General features: G+C 69.0%; 15 protein-coding genes. 8 read left to right on the top strand and 7 right to left on the bottom strand.

Annotated elements, in window-relative coordinates; translation table 11 throughout:
* The gene (locus tag OV208_RS21465; protein WP_267575739.1) at nucleotides 1-537 is read right to left on the bottom strand and encodes a hypothetical protein; all 537 of its coding nucleotides are present in this window, start codon (nucleotides 535-537) and stop codon (nucleotides 1-3) included.
* A gap of 70 nt (nucleotides 538-607) precedes the next feature.
* Between OV208_RS21465 and OV208_RS21460 the strand changes: the two genes are divergently transcribed.
* Nucleotides 608-1,372, top strand: coding sequence for a TetR/AcrR family transcriptional regulator C-terminal domain-containing protein (locus tag OV208_RS21460; RefSeq protein ID WP_267575738.1), 765 nt, complete (start codon nucleotides 608-610; stop codon nucleotides 1,370-1,372).
* A 50-nt stretch (nucleotides 1,373-1,422) separates the two neighbouring features.
* Here OV208_RS21460 and OV208_RS21455 read toward each other — a convergent pair whose 3' ends face one another.
* On the bottom strand, nucleotides 1,423-2,325 hold the full coding sequence (locus OV208_RS21455; protein ID WP_267575737.1) for an SDR family oxidoreductase: 903 nt from the start codon (nucleotides 2,323-2,325) through the stop codon (nucleotides 1,423-1,425).
* A 75-nt stretch (nucleotides 2,326-2,400) separates the two neighbouring features.
* Here OV208_RS21455 and OV208_RS21450 point away from each other — a divergent pair, with 75 nt between their 5' ends.
* The 5 genes from OV208_RS21450 to OV208_RS21430 all read left to right on the top strand — a co-directional run bounded on the left by OV208_RS21450 (nucleotide 2,401) and on the right by OV208_RS21430 (nucleotide 8,419).
* Nucleotides 2,401-3,243: a helix-turn-helix transcriptional regulator gene (locus tag OV208_RS21450; protein WP_267575736.1), complete on the top strand. Its 843-nt coding sequence runs from the start codon at nucleotides 2,401-2,403 to the stop codon at nucleotides 3,241-3,243.
* 45 nt (nucleotides 3,244-3,288) lie between these two features.
* Nucleotides 3,289-3,819, top strand: a complete 531-nt coding sequence (locus OV208_RS21445) for a hypothetical protein (protein WP_267575735.1) — start codon at nucleotides 3,289-3,291, stop codon at nucleotides 3,817-3,819.
* Between the two features lie 81 nt (nucleotides 3,820-3,900).
* Nucleotides 3,901-5,472: a serine hydrolase gene (locus OV208_RS21440; protein WP_267575734.1), complete on the top strand. Its 1,572-nt coding sequence runs from the start codon at nucleotides 3,901-3,903 to the stop codon at nucleotides 5,470-5,472.
* A gap of 127 nt (nucleotides 5,473-5,599) precedes the next feature.
* Nucleotides 5,600-7,972 (top strand): excinuclease ABC subunit UvrA, encoded by a 2,373-nt coding sequence (locus OV208_RS21435; RefSeq protein ID WP_267575733.1) that lies wholly within the window; start codon nucleotides 5,600-5,602, stop codon nucleotides 7,970-7,972.
* 93 nt (nucleotides 7,973-8,065) lie between these two features.
* Nucleotides 8,066-8,419 (top strand): hypothetical protein, encoded by a 354-nt coding sequence (locus OV208_RS21430; protein WP_267575732.1) that lies wholly within the window; start codon nucleotides 8,066-8,068, stop codon nucleotides 8,417-8,419.
* 52 nt (nucleotides 8,420-8,471) lie between these two features.
* On the opposite strand, the gene OV208_RS21425 is transcribed toward OV208_RS21430, so the two are convergent.
* On the bottom strand, nucleotides 8,472-9,566 hold the full coding sequence (locus OV208_RS21425; protein WP_267575731.1) for an SGNH/GDSL hydrolase family protein: 1,095 nt from the start codon (nucleotides 9,564-9,566) through the stop codon (nucleotides 8,472-8,474).
* A gap of 246 nt (nucleotides 9,567-9,812) precedes the next feature.
* On the opposite strand from OV208_RS21425, the gene OV208_RS21420 reads away from it, so the two are divergent.
* Both OV208_RS21420 and OV208_RS21415 read left to right on the top strand, forming a co-directional pair.
* Complete coding sequence (locus OV208_RS21420; protein ID WP_267575730.1) at nucleotides 9,813-10,505, top strand: RibD family protein; 693 nt, start codon at nucleotides 9,813-9,815, stop codon at nucleotides 10,503-10,505.
* 140 nt (nucleotides 10,506-10,645) lie between these two features.
* A complete protein-coding gene (locus tag OV208_RS21415) occupies nucleotides 10,646-11,155 on the top strand; it encodes a hypothetical protein (RefSeq protein WP_267575729.1) in 510 nt (169 codons plus the stop codon).
* A gap of 35 nt (nucleotides 11,156-11,190) precedes the next feature.
* Here the strand turns inward: OV208_RS21415 and OV208_RS21410 are convergent, their stop codons facing one another.
* From OV208_RS21410 to OV208_RS21395, 4 genes are all read right to left on the bottom strand, one after another.
* A complete protein-coding gene (locus OV208_RS21410; protein WP_267575728.1) occupies nucleotides 11,191-13,476 on the bottom strand; it encodes a hypothetical protein in 2,286 nt (761 codons plus the stop codon).
* A gap of 7 nt (nucleotides 13,477-13,483) precedes the next feature.
* Nucleotides 13,484-13,888 (bottom strand): hypothetical protein, encoded by a 405-nt coding sequence (locus OV208_RS21405; protein WP_267575727.1) that lies wholly within the window; start codon nucleotides 13,886-13,888, stop codon nucleotides 13,484-13,486.
* A gap of 76 nt (nucleotides 13,889-13,964) precedes the next feature.
* On the bottom strand, nucleotides 13,965-14,513 hold the full coding sequence (locus OV208_RS21400; RefSeq protein WP_267575726.1) for a hypothetical protein: 549 nt from the start codon (nucleotides 14,511-14,513) through the stop codon (nucleotides 13,965-13,967).
* A 135-nt stretch (nucleotides 14,514-14,648) separates the two neighbouring features.
* Nucleotides 14,649-15,482 (bottom strand): M12 family metallo-peptidase, encoded by an 834-nt coding sequence (locus OV208_RS21395; protein WP_267575725.1) that lies wholly within the window; start codon nucleotides 15,480-15,482, stop codon nucleotides 14,649-14,651.
* Nucleotides 15,483-15,521: the final 39 nt, after the last annotated feature.

The raw sequence follows: 15,521 nt of genomic DNA, 5'->3' as shown, positions 1-15,521 counted from the left end.
TCAGCTCGCTGGAGGGAAAGAACTGGAGGAAGCGCTCATCCGCCTGGGACCGGTCGACCAGCGTCTTTTCGAGGACCAGCGAGTTGTACTGCTCCGCCGTGTTCTCGATGCTGTTGGCGTTGAGGATGACCTCCTGCTGCCAGGTGCGCGCCCACCGCGCGCCGCGAAGTACGGCGTCTTGCGGCCGAGCTCGACGTCGCTCGGCTCGAAGAGGAGCACGCGCTGCCTGCCATCGGTTTCGCGCCAGCGGATGACCAGCATGCGATTGGTGATGGACAGGAAGGGCGCGACCGCCGTGCTGGCGCGGAACAGTCCGAACTTCGTGGGGTAGGGCAGCGTGACCAACTCGCAGGTGTCCACGCTGTCGGGCGTCCCCGTCGAAACGAACGCCGCGCGGAAGTCCGTGGCCCGCGTCCTCGCCCAGCGCAGCCTGGCGCCGGGACCTCCCGGAACGCGCTCCATGCCGTCGAAGGTGTCGATGTGCGTGCCAATCATTGGCATGTCCGTGACATCGGATTCCCGCCAGCCAGGTCGCATCGAAGGCCTCCCAGGTTTGTCTACGCTGTAGGGTTGGACGTAATTCTACGCTGTAGGTATTGTCAAGTTCATGAAGCGACCCGACAGGTCCGAACCCGCCCCCCGTCCGGGCCTCGCGCCTGCGGGTGCCACGCCCCGGCGTGGACGGCCCAGGGGCGGTTCAGGGCTCACGCGCGAGAAGGTCCTCCAGACGGCCCTGACCCTGGTGGACCGCGACGGCACCGAGGCGCTGAGCATGCGGAAGCTCGCGACCGTGCTCGGTGTGGACGCGATGAGCCTCTACCACCACGTCGCCAACAAGGACGCGGTCCTCGACGGTGTCGCGGAGTTGTTCCTGGCGGCCATCGAACCGCCCGAACCGACCGATGACTGGCGCGAGGATGTTCGCGCGCTCGCCGCGGCATTCCGTCACGCGGCGGTTCAGCACCCCCGGGCCGCCCCGCTGGTGCTCACGCGGCAGCTCAAATCCAACCAGGGGCTGGCGGGCACGGAATCAGCCCTCGCCATCCTGCACGCGGCGGGCTTTGCGCCGGAGGAGGCCGTGCATGCCCTGCGTTCCGTCCTCGCCTTCCTGATCGGGACGCTCCTGCGCGAGGTGTCCTCCGGTCCGACCTTCAGCGGCCAGAACCTCGGAGAACTGGCGGGGCGCCGCGCCGACCTCAAGGACTCGGGCTTTCCCCACGTGGCCTGGGCCGCGCCCCACCTGGCCGCCTGCCATCACCTGACGGAGTTCAACTTCGGGCTGGACCTGCTGGTGGCGGCGCTTGAGCAGCGATTGCGTCCCCGACGCACTCCCTCCCCAGGTCCAGGCCCCCGGACGCGCAAGGCTCGGTAGCGGCCCCCTGACGAACGGCCCCCATCACGGGCACGATGGGGTTCGCGGAGCTACGCGGTCCGCGTGAAGTACCCGTTGTCGCGCATGTCGGTCCTGAGGTCCGGCTCCTGCGGGCTCCATCCCAGCGTGTCGCGGGTGATGGCACTGGAGGTGGGATTGTCGATGGCGACGAAGCCCGCCAGCCAGTCGAAATGCGTGCGCGCCTCATCCGCGGCGATGCCGCGGACGGGGACGCCGAGCCCCGCGCCAATGGCCTCGGCGAGCGCGCGCAGCGGAATGCCTTCCTCGGCGACGCCGTGCAAACGCGTTCCCGGGGTCGCGCGCTCGAGCGCCAGACGGAAGAGGCGTGCGACATCCAGCCGGTGCACCGCGGGCCAGCGGTTCGCTCCCTCGCCGATGTATGCGGAGACGCCCGTGCGGCGTGCGATGTCAATGAGCGCGGGAACGAAGGCATGGTCGCCCGCGCCGTGGACGGAAGGCGGCAGCCGCACGACGCTTGCGCGCACCCCACGACGGGCGGCTTCCATCACTATCGCCTCCGTAGCCGCGCGAGGGCCCGCCGCGCTCCCGGGGGAGGGAGCGTCTGCCTCCGTGCCGAGGCGGCCGGGCGCGAGCATCGCGGTCCCCGAGGTGGAGACGAAGGGCTTGCCTGAGCCCTCCAGCGCGCCGGCCAGCGCCTCCACCGCCCGCCGGTCTGTCTCGGCGGCGGCCGCGTACTGGGAGAAGTCGTGGATGAAGGCCGTATGGATGACGCCCTCGCAGGCACGGGCGCCCGCGACAAGGCTCGCGGTGTCCGACAGCTCGCCCCGATGCGCCTGGATTCCCGCTCGCGCCAGGGTGTCGGCGGAGGCACCGCTGCGCGCCAGTCCGAGCACTTCGTGCCCGGCGGTCCTCAACTCACGCACAATCGCTGTCCCGATGAATCCTGTCGCGCCCGTCACAAAAACACGCATGCTGACCTCCTCGTTGTTCGCAGGCGGTTTATGTTCCGGAGCTCAGGGCTGGAAAAGCCGAGGAGTTATACAGGTATGACCACTAACAGCCTGCCGGGCCCGGCCCTGACCCTGGGTGGCTTCCTTCGCGACCGCCGCGAGCGCTTGTCGCCGGCACCCGGCGCCCCGAGCCGGCGCCGGACGCCGGGGCTCCGGCGGGAAGAGGTGGCCACGCGGGCGGGCGTGAGCGTCACCTGGTACACGTGGCTGGAGCAGGGGCGCGGCGGCCCGCCCTCCGACGAGGTGCTGGAACGCCTGGTGCTCGCGCTGGAACTGGACGCCGCCAGCCGCGAGGTCCTGTACCTGCTGGCCCAGCAGCGACCGCCGCCACCGATACCGACTCCACCGCCTCCGGTCCCTGCCTCCTTGCAGCGCGTGCTGGACGCCATGCCGACCAGCCCCGCCTATGTGCAGACGCCCGCCTGGGACGTCGTGGCCTGGAACGCGGCGGCGACGGCGGTGCTGAGCGACTATGCCGCGCTACCGCCCGGCGAGCGCAACGTGCTCAGACGCCTTTTCGGCTCGGCTTCCGTCCGCACTTCGCTGCCTGATTGGGAAACACACGCGCGCTTCGCCGTGGCTGTGTTCCGCCTCGACGTCGCGCGCGCGGGCGAAAGCGCCGAAGCCGTCGCGCTCGCGGCCGAACTCCAGGAGACCAGCGCCGACTTCCGCCGGCTCTGGGCCGAGAACGAGATGCGCAGCCATGGGGTGGGGCTGAAGCGCATTCATCACCCCATCGCCGGTCCGCTCACGCTCGAGTACTCGGCCTTCTCCGTCGACAACGGAAACGGATTGAGCATGGTTGTCTTCACGCCGGCTTCTCCGGCCGACGTTCGCGCGATCGACCTGCTCCTCTCGCTCAGGGCGCGGACCTCATGACGGCGTATGCTTGATGCCGAGGGTCATGGAGGAGGAGTCCCTGCGATGAAGGAGCGCGACATCCCTGAGGCAGAGCCAGCGCTGCGCGCGAGGCTCGAGGAGTTCGGGGCCAGGAACTGGTCGGAGCTGGCCGGGGTGCGGCTGGCGTGGGCCCACGGCAGGACGTGGTTGGCGCTCGGTGCCTGGTTCGTGCTCTCGCCCTGTTCCATCGAGGAGCTGAGCGAAGCGCTGAGAGGCTCGCACGCGGACCTGGATTCGGAGGCGGGCTTCGAAGAGGTCATGGAGCTGGTGCGGTCTGCAACTGGGGCCCGGGTGATTCGCACGGCGGATGACCTGGACGACCTCACGGAGGACAAGCCGGGGCCGGAAGTGATTCGCAGCGGCACCATCGGGGCGCGCGGGCTGGCGCTCTGGGAGGCACCGCGACGGGATTCCCAGGGGTTGGTGTTCTTCGCCAACCTGTGGCGGGTGGGCGGCGCGGACTTCGTGCGCCTGAAGGTGGATTTCGCCACGCGGTCGCTCTCGGTCGAGGTGATCGACTGTGGATGGTTCGAGGTCGCGGCGTTCCTGGGGTGAGCGGAAAAAGGGCCCGGACCGGCAATCGACCGGGCGAGGATGCGTACACCGCACGTCCCACTCCCTTCCTTCGGTGAACCCATGCGTCGTCCCCTGTCCCGCTTCGCCCTCGCGGCCGTCCTGTTCGGCTCGGGAGGTGCTGCCCTCGCGGCGGAGGGGACGAAGAAGCCCGCCACGCAATGGCTGGCCAGCCCCGCACAGGCGGCCCGCGCGGCGCGAGTGGAGGCGGGATTGGCGCCGTTCGTCATCGAAGGCGACAAACCCCAGAGCCTGACGCTTCCGCAGTGGATGGCGCTGTACCGGATCCCCGGGCTGAGCATCGCCGTCTTCGACAAGCACGCCGTCGTCTGGGCCAGGACCTATGGCGTGAAGGAGGCCGGCGGCTCGGAGCCCGTCACCCTGGAGACGCTGTTCCAGGCGGGCTCCATCAGCAAGCCGGTGACGGCCCTGGCGGCGCTGCACTTCGTCGAAGCGGGCAAGTGGTCGCTCGACGAGAACATCAACGACAGGCTGCGCTCGTGGAAGCTCCCCGAGAACGACTTCACGAAGGAGCAGAAGGTCACCCTGCGCCGGCTGCTCAGCCACAGCGCGGGGACGACCGTGCATGGCTTCCCTGGGTACGCCGTAGACGCCCCCATGCCCACGCTGGTGCAGGTGCTGGAGGGCGCGGCGCCCGCGAATACCGGTCCGGTGCGCGTCAACCTCGTTCCCGGCACGAAGACGCGCTACAGCGGCGGCGGCACGTCCATTGTCCAGTTGATGATGGTGGATCAGCTCCAGAAGCCGTTCCCCCAGCTCATGAGCGAGGTGGTGCTGAAGCCGCTCGGCATGACCCGGAGTTCCTACGAGCAGCCCCTGCCTCCGGAGCTTGCCTCCAGGACGGCCACCGGGACGTACTCCAGCGGGAAGAGCGTCGCGGGGCGCTGGCACGTGTACCCGGAGATGGCCGCGGCCGGACTGTGGACCACGCCGTCTGACCTCGCGCGGGTCGCCCTGGAGGTGTCCAATGCGAAGGCGGGGAAGTCCAAGCGCGTGCTGTCACAGGCGATGACGAAGCAGATGCTGACGCAGCAGTCGGAGTCGTTCGGGCTGGGCTTCCAGGTGGAGCCCGCCACCGGCGGCTTCCGTCACGGAGGCTCGGACGAGGGCTTCCAGGCCGCGTTCATGGCCTTCAGTGACACGGGCTCCGGGGTGGTCGTCATGGCCAACTCCGACAACGGCTTCCTGCTCTTCGACCGCCTCATCGCCAGCGTGGCGTCCGAGTATGCCTGGACCGCGTTCAAGCCCGAGCCCGTGTCGCCGTCCGCCCAGGTGGATGTGCTCATGCGGCTCAAGGGCGTCGACACCGCGCTCGCCTGGTACACCGCGAAGCATCGCGAGAACATGAAGGGCCTGGAGTCGGGGCACCTGAACCAGCTCGGCTACCGGTTGCTGGGAGACGGCAAGGGCGCGGACGCGGTGCGGGTGTTCGAAACGAACGTGAAGCTCTTCCCGACGGATGCGAATGCCTACGACAGCCTGGGCGAGGCCCAGCTCCAACTGGGCCGGAAGGAAGAGGCCATCGCGAGCTACAAGAAGTCGCTCGCGCTGGACGCGGGGAATGCCAATGCCGTGAAGGTCCTGGAGAAGCTCGGCGCGCCCGCCGGGAAGTGAGCGCGGGGCACTCGTCAGCCGTCCTCGGCGGGCCTTCTGGGGGGCCGGTTTGTTGTTCGTGATCTTCCGAGCACGACGTAGCCTGACTCCCAAGCTACCCACCCGCCCACCGTTGGTGCCCTCCGCCATGACGCAGCGCAAGCCCGCCCCCAGCCAGAATCCCGCGGACAGCCACGACCTGATCCGCGTCCGGGGTGCCCGGGAAAACAACCTGAAGGACGTGAGCATCGAGCTGCCCAAACGGCGGCTCACGGTGTTCACCGGTGTCTCGGGCTCGGGTAAGTCGTCGCTGGTGTTCGGCACCATCGCGGCGGAGTCGCAGCGGATGATCAACGAGACCTACAGCACGTTCGTGCAAGGGTTCATGCCGACGCTGGGGCGGCCCGAGGTCGACGTCCTGGAAGGGCTGACGACCGCGATCATCGTCGACCAGGAGCGGATGGGCGCCAACTCCCGCTCGACGGTGGGCACGGCGACCGACGCCAACGCGATGCTGCGGGTGCTGTTCAGCCGCCTTGGCAAGCCGCACGTCGGCTCGTCCAACGCCTTCTCGTTCAACGTCCCGTCGGTCCGCGGGGTCGGGCAGATCTCCGTCGAGAAGGGCGGAGGCAAGACCGAGAAGCGCGTGTTCACGGTCAACGGCGGCATGTGCTCGCGCTGCGAGGGCATGGGCTCGGTGAACGATATCGACCTGGCCCAGCTGTACGACGACACGAAGTCGCTCTCCGAGGGCGCGCTCACCATCCCGGGCTACACCGTCGACGGCTGGCAGGTGCGCATCTTCGCGGCCTCGGGCTTCCTCGACCCGGACAAGCCGATCCGGAAGTACACCAAGAAGGAGCTCCACGACTTCCTGTACCGGGAGCCGACCAAGGTGAAGTTCGAGAGCATGAACCTGACCTACGAGGGGCTGGTTCCGCGGATCCAGAAGTCGTTCCTGAGCAAGGACGTGGATGCGATGCAGCCTCACATCCGTGCGTTCGTGGAGCGGGCAGTGACGTTCACCACCTGTCCCGAGTGCGGCGGCACCCGGCTCAACGAGGCCGCCCGGTCCTCCAGGATCAAGAAGGTCAACATCGCCGAAGCCTGTTCGATGCAGATCAACGAGCTGGCCGAGTGGGTGCGCGGTCTGAAGGAGCCGTCCGTCGCGCCGCTGCTGGCGACGCTGCTGCGGACGCTTGATTCGTTCGTGGAGATTGGGCTGGGCTATCTCAGCCTTGACCGGCCGTCGGGGACGCTGTCGGGCGGCGAGTCACAGCGCATCCAGATGATCCGACACCTTGGCTCGTCGCTCACCGACGTGACCTATGTGTTCGACGAGCCGACCATCGGGCTGCACCCGCACGACATCCAGCGGATGAACGGCTTGCTGCTGCGGCTGCGCGACAAGGGCAACACCGTGCTGGTCGTCGAGCACAAGCCGGAGGCGATCGAAATCGCCGACCACGTCGTCGACCTTGGCCCCGGAGCAGGCACCGCCGGTGGCGAGGTGGTGTTCGAGGGCACCGTCGCCGGGCTGCGGGCCAGCGGCACGCTCACCGGGCGGCACCTGGACGACCGGGCCGCCTTGAAGCCGTCGGTGCGAAAGCCGTCGGGAGTGTTGAAGGTGCGCGGGGCCAGCGCCCACAACCTGCAGAAGGTCGATGTCGACATCCCGCTTGGCGTGCTGGTGGTGGTGACCGGCGTGGCCGGGTCGGGAAAGAGCTCGCTGATCCACGGCTCGGTGTCGGGCAAGGATGGAGTGGTGTCGGTCGATCAGGCCCCGATCCGCGGGTCGCGGCGGAGCAACCCGGCGACGTACACCGACCTGCTGGAGCCGATCCGCAAGGCCTTCGCGAAGGCCAACGGCGTGAAGCCCGCCCTGTTCAGCGCCAACTCGGAGGGAGCATGCCCGGTCTGCAACGGCGCCGGGGTGATCTACACCGACCTGGCGATGATGGCGGGTGTCGCCACGGTCTGCGAGGAATGCGAGGGCCGGCGGTTCCAGGCGGCGGTGCTGGAGTACCGGCTCGGCGGGCTCAACATCGCCGAAGTGCTCGACCTGCCCGTGAAGGATGCGGTCGCCTTCTTCGGCGCCGGCAAGGCACATACGCCGGCCGCGCACGCCATCCTGACGCGCATGAGCGACGTCGGGCTGGGCTACCTGCGGCTCGGCCAGCCGCTGACCACGCTGTCGGGTGGCGAGCGGCAGCGGCTGAAGCTCGCGACGCACATGGGGGCTGACGGCGGCGTCTACGTGCTCGATGAGCCGACCACCGGACTGCACCTGGCTGACGTCGAGCAGATGCTCGGGCTGCTGGACCGGCTGGTCGACTCCGGCAAGTCGGTCATCGTGATCGAGCACCACCAGGCGGTGATGGCGCACGCCGACTGGATCATCGACCTGGGGCCGGGCGCGGGCCACGACGGCGGGCGGATTGTTTTCGAAGGCACCCCGGCCCACCTGGTCGCGGCGAAGGCAACGCTGACCGGCAAGCACCTCGCGGCCTACGTCCGCTGAGGTGTTCCTGCCAGGGCCTTGAATGAACCGCGCTGTCGTCCTTACCGACAGACACGGCCCGGAACGCTCCGGCCCCTCTGAAGGAGTAGGACCTTGGCGGCTCAGGCTCAGTGGAAGAGGATGCATGCGGCGTGGGTGGTTGCAGCGGTGCTCCTGGGAGGGGCCGCCACCGCGCAGGGCACCCGGCCGCCGTCTCCAGGGCGCGCGGGCGGCCAGAAGGTCTGCAGCGCGGTGGTTCCCGACAACTGGCGGGACTCCATCAACGTGCCCGCGAGCTGGAATCCCCAGACGTGCGCCGAGTGGGCGCGCTCGGTGGGGGCCGTGAACTACCAACTGGGCTGCTTCTTCGAATCGCGGCGAAACAGCCCCTCGTTCGTCTGGGGCGAGTCGGCCGGCACTGGCGGCGTCCATCAGGGCATGATTCCCGCGACGAACTGCGGCTGGTAGCCAGGGGGGCCAGGGGCTGGACGACTCCGAGCCGCGCGCATCGGGGCCCGGCTCAAGGCAGCACGACGTCCCGGATGAACCGCGTCAGGGACTCCGCCATCTTCCGGTGCGTGGCGGCGGAAGGATGCCAGTCCTCCGCGACGCCATCGGTGGCGGGGTCCTGTTCAGCCATCACGTGGCGGTGGATGCGGGTGTCCCCGGCGCGGCGTTGTTCCTCCACGAGTCCGGTGATCCAGTCCCCGATGTGCACGGACTTCACCACGCCGTTCCTTTCGAGCTTCTTGGATCCATCCGTCATGCTGCCGAGCGTGCACACGATGTGCGCGCGGGGATGGAGTGTCCGCAGCCGCTGGAGGAACGCGCGGTAGGCGGCCTTGAAGCCGGCCTCGTCCGGGAGGACGAAGTCGGTGCCACTGCCGGCGAGGATGTCATTGGTGCCGACGTTGATGACAATCACCCCAGGAGAGCCCTCCGTGAACTCCCACGCAGCGGGATGTTCTGGCACCGCGAGTTCATAGAGAGCGGGCAGCAGTCCGGACGTAGTCAAATCCAGGTTGCGGTAGACGCCATGGCCCGAATAACAGACGAAGACGGGCTCCGCGCCCAGGTCCATGGCGGTGAGCCACGCATAGGTCCGTCTGGGATTCTGGTGCTTCGACGTGAAGGTGGGGGCCCTCCAGGAACGTGACTCCGGGATGAACGCGACGTCAGTGCCGTAGCCACAGGTGATGGAGTCCCCGATGAACTCCATCCGGAGCGCCGGGCGGGCCGGCGGCTCCCGCAACTCGCCATGGACTTCCAACGCGACGAGCTTGCTGGGGCCCACGATGGATTCGGTGCGCTTGAGGAGCTCCACCGTGTGGAGGCCGACCTCCAGCGCTGGGGCGAGCGGGTAGGTGGCCTCACCGCTCCGCACGGCGAGCCGGGTCGGCGGGGCGCCGTCAATCGAGACGTCAAAGTGGTTGGTGCCCACCTCGCCGCCCATGCCCGCGTCGTCGAGCCGCATGCGCAGGGCGTCCCCCCAGAAGCGCGCGCGCACCGTCACGCCCGGATGGGAGAAGACAACCCCGGTGCTGGAGCGGTACGTCCGGCCGACGTATTGGATCCGCGCGTCCGTGGCGGGAACGGTCATCCAGGTCAGGGACATGGTGGAGGTCTCCTGTCGGGTCGTGCCCTCCGGCCCGCGAGTGGAACCCTTGCAGTCCCAGAGCAGGAGTCCAAGGGCCAGGGCCGGAAGGAGTCGACGCGCGGTGTGCGGGCTCAAGCTTCCTCCGGGCCGGCCTTCGAGGCGACCTCTTCCTGGGGGAGCGTAGCGCATCCCGTCCGCCGCCAGTTCCCGGCGCGACATCCGGCCGGAAATCCCCCAGGATGACGAAGGACCGGGAGGCGGAAGATGCGTCGAGTGAAGCGGCCGTATGTGATTTGCCACATGGTCCCATCCCTGGACGGGAGGATTGTCACGAAGGGCTGGAAGCTGTCCTCCAGCGCGTTGGCGGAGTACGAGCGCACGGCCCGGAAGTTCAAGGCCGACGCCTGGATGATTGGCCGCATCTCCATGGAGCCCTACGCCGGCAAGGCGAAGGTGCCCGTGCGCAAGGTGTCGCGGCCGATTCCGCGGACGGACTTCGTCGCGCCGCATGACGCGGAGTCCTACGCCATCGCGTTGGATCCGTCCGGCAAGCTCACCTGGAAGTCGAACGACATCGATGGCGAGCATGTCATCACCGTCCTCACCGAGCAGGTCTCGGACGACTACCTGGCCTTCCTCCAGGCCCGGGGCGTCTCCTACCTGTTCGGTGGCAAGACGCGGCTCGACCTGGAGCAGGTGTTGGGCAAGCTCCGGAAGGCGTTCGGCATCAAGAAGCTGCTGCTCGAAGGCGGAGGGAAGATAAACGGCTCGTTCCTGGCTGCCGGACTCATCGACGAAGTGAGCGTGCTCGTGGCGCCCCTCGTGGATGGTTCCGTCGGGACGCCCTCGCTCTTCGATGCGAGCGAGGGGAAGGGCGCGGCCCAACCCCTCCGATTGGTCTCCTTCGAGAAGCGCCGGGGCGACCTGCTGTGGCTGCGCTACAAGCCAAAGCGCTGACGGAACCCGCCGGTCCGCGCCGGACATAAATTATGTCGGGTTCATTTGGATTCCCTGGTCAGACGTGGACGGCATTGAGAAGTCTAGTATGACTTGAGCAGATGCGAGAGGGGCCGCGGGTGTGTGGTAGATGGGCGCCCATGAACCTCTCTCTATTGTCGATGACGGGCCTGGGCGTGGCGTTCCTGGTGGTGGGCTGCGGTGGAAGCCGGAGCAACTCCAAGGTGGACCTGTCCGGAATGGGGCCGTCCATGAACGCGAAGCGCTATGCGAACCTGGAGAAGCTCGCCGCCAAGGACCTCAAATGTACCGAGGAGCTGACGCCGACCTATCTGGGTGAGAACCAGTATCAAATGAGTGGCTGCGACGCCGACACGACCTACGAACTGCGCTGCAAGATGGGCCAGTGCGCCTGGGTTCCGGATGTGAAGGGCCGTGCGGAGTTCGATCTGGCGTGTGAGCGGGCGAACCTCACAACGACCCAGTTGGACCCCGTCACGGTCGGGGTCTCGGGTTGCGGAAAGCGCGCGGCCTACCGGTTGCTGGGATCGGTCTACTCCTACTCCTGGACGTTGAATTCGCCCGTGACCCTGGAGGAGGAGGCGCAGCCGGCTTCGCCTTCCACGGGCGCGGCGCCACAGCCCCAGTGATGCATCCCGCGTGAGGCGCGAAGGCTGAAGGGGCCTCAGGGCTTGGGCGGCACGGTAATGGTGCCCAACTCGAAGCGGTCCTCGGGCACGGGCGTGCCGTCGTCGGTGAAGGCCTTGAGGCGCTCGCCGTCGCCGCCGGCGTACCAGAGGCCCACCAGCACCTTCCATTCACCCGGCTCCCAGTCCTTCGCGGACAGGGCGAACGCATCGCGCAGCAGCGCGCGGCGGGGGGCATCGCGGAAGAAGAAGGTGCCTCCCACGACGGCATGGTCGGCGGTCTTGCGTTCCCCGGGACCGGAGACGTGCACCCAGATTCCGACCGAGCGGGGCACCTTCCCCTCCACCTGCCAGTAGAGGACCAGCGGAACGATGCCGCGTGCGTCGGGAGCGGACGGCACCTGGGCCGCCACCAGCTCCACGGGCCGCTCGAAGGTCCCGTGGATGAGCCGCGCGTCAGGGGGGAGCTCCGCCGTCCCGAGCAGCGACCCGTCCGCGTTGCGCAGCACGGGCATCGCCTCCGGTTCGCGCCACGCCACCAGCATGGCGCCCATCGCCACCAGCGGCAGGGCGGCCACCACCACGGCCCCGGGCCCCGGCCACAAGGAGGAGCGCCCGCGCCGTCGCGGAGCCCAGGCCAGAAGCGCCAAGGCCCCCCACGCGAGCACCGACACGGCGGTCCCTCCCAGTCCCGACCGGGGCAGGAATCGCAGCTCCACGCGGTGCTGGCCCGCGGGCAGCGTCACGCCGAGCAGCCCGTCGCGCGAGACGACCTCTCCGACCGAGGACTTCCAGCCCGGATGCCAGTTCTGGTTGATGAGCAGCGCGGTGGGCCGCTTCGCGTCCACGTCCACTTCGAGCCGGTTGGGCGTCCACGTCACCCGTCGCGCGGTGCCGGCGCGCGGGTCCTCCAGGTACTCCTCTTGCGGAAGGTCGCCCCGGAGGCGCTCGGACATGGGGACGGGCCACGCCTCGCCGCAGGCGATGGAACCCCGGTTGAGCGGGAGGAAGTAGCCCTGGGCCCAGCGGTTGCCTCGGGCCTGGGCGAAGGGCTGGTCCTCGGCGATGGGCGTGGGCACCAGCGTCACGCGGCTGGCGAGCACGCTGAAGCCGATGACCTGGACGACGATGCCCGCCACCGCCAGGGCGCACGCCGCCCCCGAAGCCCACTTCCACGCGCGTCCGCGCGACGAGCGGATCAACAACGCCGCGAACCCCAGCGCGGTCAGCTCCGCGAGGAAGAGTCCGGCGGGGACGAGGAAGCGCTCGGGATAGCGAAGCGTTCCGAAGACGGGCAGCAACCGGAGCGCGGCGAACAGCGAGGGCTTCGCTGCGTAGCCCGTGGCCAGCCAGAGGCAGAGTCCCGCGAGCACGGCGGGGTGCGCGGCCCGGCGGCGAGCCAGCACGGCGCCCAGCACGAAGACGAGGGCTCCGGGCACGAAGAAGAAGTGTCCCACGTCGGCGTTGCTGGGGAACTGGAACAGCTCGCGCCCCACCGTCTCCAGCGAGTGGCCCGGGGTGCCCGCCATGAGGCGAGGGGCCGCGCGCATCGTCTCCACCATGGGCCACAGGCGGAACATGCCCGCGCCCAGGGTGAAGAGGGCCGTGGCTCCGAGCGCCCACACCCCCGCGCGCCACCGGCCGCTACGCCGCAGGGGCCGGGACGCCAGCGTGCGCACCGCCTCCAGCGCGACGAACAGCGCGCTCATGGGAACAGGGTACGAGCTGCCGAAGCCGAGCTGGAGCGCGAAGCCTCCGGCCACCCACGCCGCGCCATCCAGGTGCCCCTCCGCCGCCCGCCGCGCGCCGAACAGCAGCCACGGCAGCAGCAGGAAGCCCGCGAAGTTGAGCCACCCCAGCGACCACGCGTGCGCGGTGAAACCCGCGAGTCCGAAGAGGGGCGCGGCGATGAGCGCCCCCGCCGCGGAGCCCGTGCTTTGTCGCGCGAAGCGGAAGCAGCCCTCCATGCCGATGAGGAGGAAGAGCCACAGCACCACGGCTTCCGCGCGGTGCGAGCCCAGCGCGGCGGAGAGCAGCAGCGTGGGTGAGGCGACGCGGGTCTGCGGGCTGCCCAGGGCGTACTGGCCGCCGCACGTCCACGGATTCCACAGGGGCGCCTGCCCATACATCGCCACGGTGCGGGCGCCCGCCTCTTCGTAGGAGTGCAGGAGGTGCGAGTCGCGGAAGTCGTTCGTCTGTCCCACCTGCGACAGCGGCTGCCACGCGGCCACGAGCGCGAGCAGGCCGAAGAGCCCCAGGCGCACGCCCGCCGTGGTGGCGATGCGGTGCAGGACCCGGAGCAGCGTGGAGGGAGTAGGACTCATGCGTACGTCAGTCGTAGAACGCGCGCGGCTTGCAAGGCGCCGTCGTGGCCTTGCGCGGGGGCCGGACCGGACCGCTGGAGTGCAGCTCCTCGTCGATGGCGCGGAAGACCTCTTCCACGGGCACGTCCCGGCGCTGTGCTTCCCCCACCACCCAGGAGCGCTCCGACGCGCTGAAGTCATCGTCCTGCGACCAGGCGTCTCCCGGGAAGTTGTGCAGCGATTGGTCGCGCCACGCGGGCTCCTGGGCGGCGGCGGCGCTGCCCACCTGGACCCGCTCGGCGTCCGACAGGTGCTTGCGAGGCGGCGCCGGGGCGACGGTGGACGCTCGCACCCCCGCGGTGACACCGCACAAGGTGAGGGTCAGCCATCCCGCGATGCTGGCGCGTCGCCAGCGAGCCCGAGTCGCCGTCATGCCTCAGTACCCGTGCCGTCGCCGCGAGTCCATGAAGGTGCTCCTACTCCAATTCGGGGGCGCGGTTCATCCGCTTTCAAGGCGGGGCGGGGAGGCGAGTCTTCCTGGAAAGGAATCTCTGAGCGCCTGTTGAACCGAGCCGGGCGCGCTTCAGTGCCCCAGTTGGCTCATGAGCGCGACGATCCTGGGCGTCCCGTTTTCTCCACCGCCACATGGCGGCCGCGACCAGGGCCGGCGTCACGGCGAACACCGCGACCTCCGCGAATCCAAGCGGGAGGAGGGCAAGGCTCGCGAGCACCCCCACCCCCCACAGTCCCTGCGCGATGTGCCACGTCAGGGTGAAACAGGGCAGCAGCAGGTGGCTTGCCAGCAGCAGTCCCGCGTAGAGGCCCAGCAGCACGGCGGGGAGCGGATGGTCGTTGACGTGCAGGGCCACCGCGGCGCCGAGGAGCGGGAAGCAGAGGCTCGCACCGAAGTTGCGAAGCGTGTCCAGCCAGGCATCCAGGATGGCGACCGACGTACCGTAGGGCCGGTGCTGGACCGCGTGACACCCGCGACAGCGCGGCCACCGGGCGGCGACAGGCCGAGAACAGTCATTGCATCGGAGCATCACGCACACCACCACGCGCGCCAGGCCCTCCAGGGTACGGCTTTGCCGGCCCTGCGATGGCGGGCAGAAGGTGGGCGTTGAGCATCCCCAGTGCGTTCATTCAACCGGAGGCGCTGGACCTGGCCGTCATGCTCCACGCCCAGCCCGAGCTCAGCCGCGGAGTCCGAGGATCGTCGGGGTATACAGATTGATCTGGGCGACGTTGTTCGCATTCGCCGCGCCCGTGGCCAATGGGCCGTGCGCTTCGTCGTCGTGGTCCACGGCGGGATTGCTGAAGTGCCCGATGACTGGCAGGTCGCGATCGTGGTGGGGATTGTACGCCATGATCGTTCGCCAGTAAGGCGTGACGAAGCCATAACACGACGCATGGGCGCGCACCCTGACGGACTCCCGGTTGTGCTCGCAGCCGAAGAGGTGGCCAATCTCATGCGCTGGCGTGAAATCCTCCAGCAGCTTGGTGTGCGGCACGACCACGAAGGCGTTGGCCCTGTGCGTGGCGCCAAGGGCACCGGCGATGGGGTCCCCTCCGCCTCCGGTCACGAGGAGGACCACGTGCGCCTCATGCTCCGCTCGGAGCCCCCCGCAGAGCCTCCGCAGGTCTCCATAGTGCTCCACGAGCTCTGGGGGCGTTATCCCCTGCAATCGATCGTCGCGCTCCTGCTCGTTGGCGGGCTCCCCGAGCAGTGCGTCCCTGTACATGCCGGTGGGCAGGAAGGGCCCAGGGGCCGCGAGCTGCACGACGGATACGAGGTTCCCTCGCACGCCGACCCCGCTGCGCGCGAAGGCATCGTTCATCTCGTCGACGCACCGCCGGATGTTGCCAATGAGCACGTCCCGGTCGATTCGCTCGAACTGGTCCTCGTTGAACGCACAGTCGCTCATGAACACAGCCAGGATGCGGAAGGTATTGCCGGGATCGCCCCCGTCGTGCTCCCACACGCGCTGGGTCGCCCAGGGATTCGTCTCCCACGGACGCTCGAGCACAACCGGTTCCTGCGGCACGCGCCGCAGTCGCGCGGCCCG

This window comes from Corallococcus sp. bb12-1, assembly GCF_026626765.1.
Lineage (GTDB): Bacteria > Myxococcota > Myxococcia > Myxococcales > Myxococcaceae > Corallococcus > Corallococcus terminator.
Note: the sequence above shows the minus strand (reverse complement) of the source record. Positions and strands in the feature narration are given on the sequence as shown.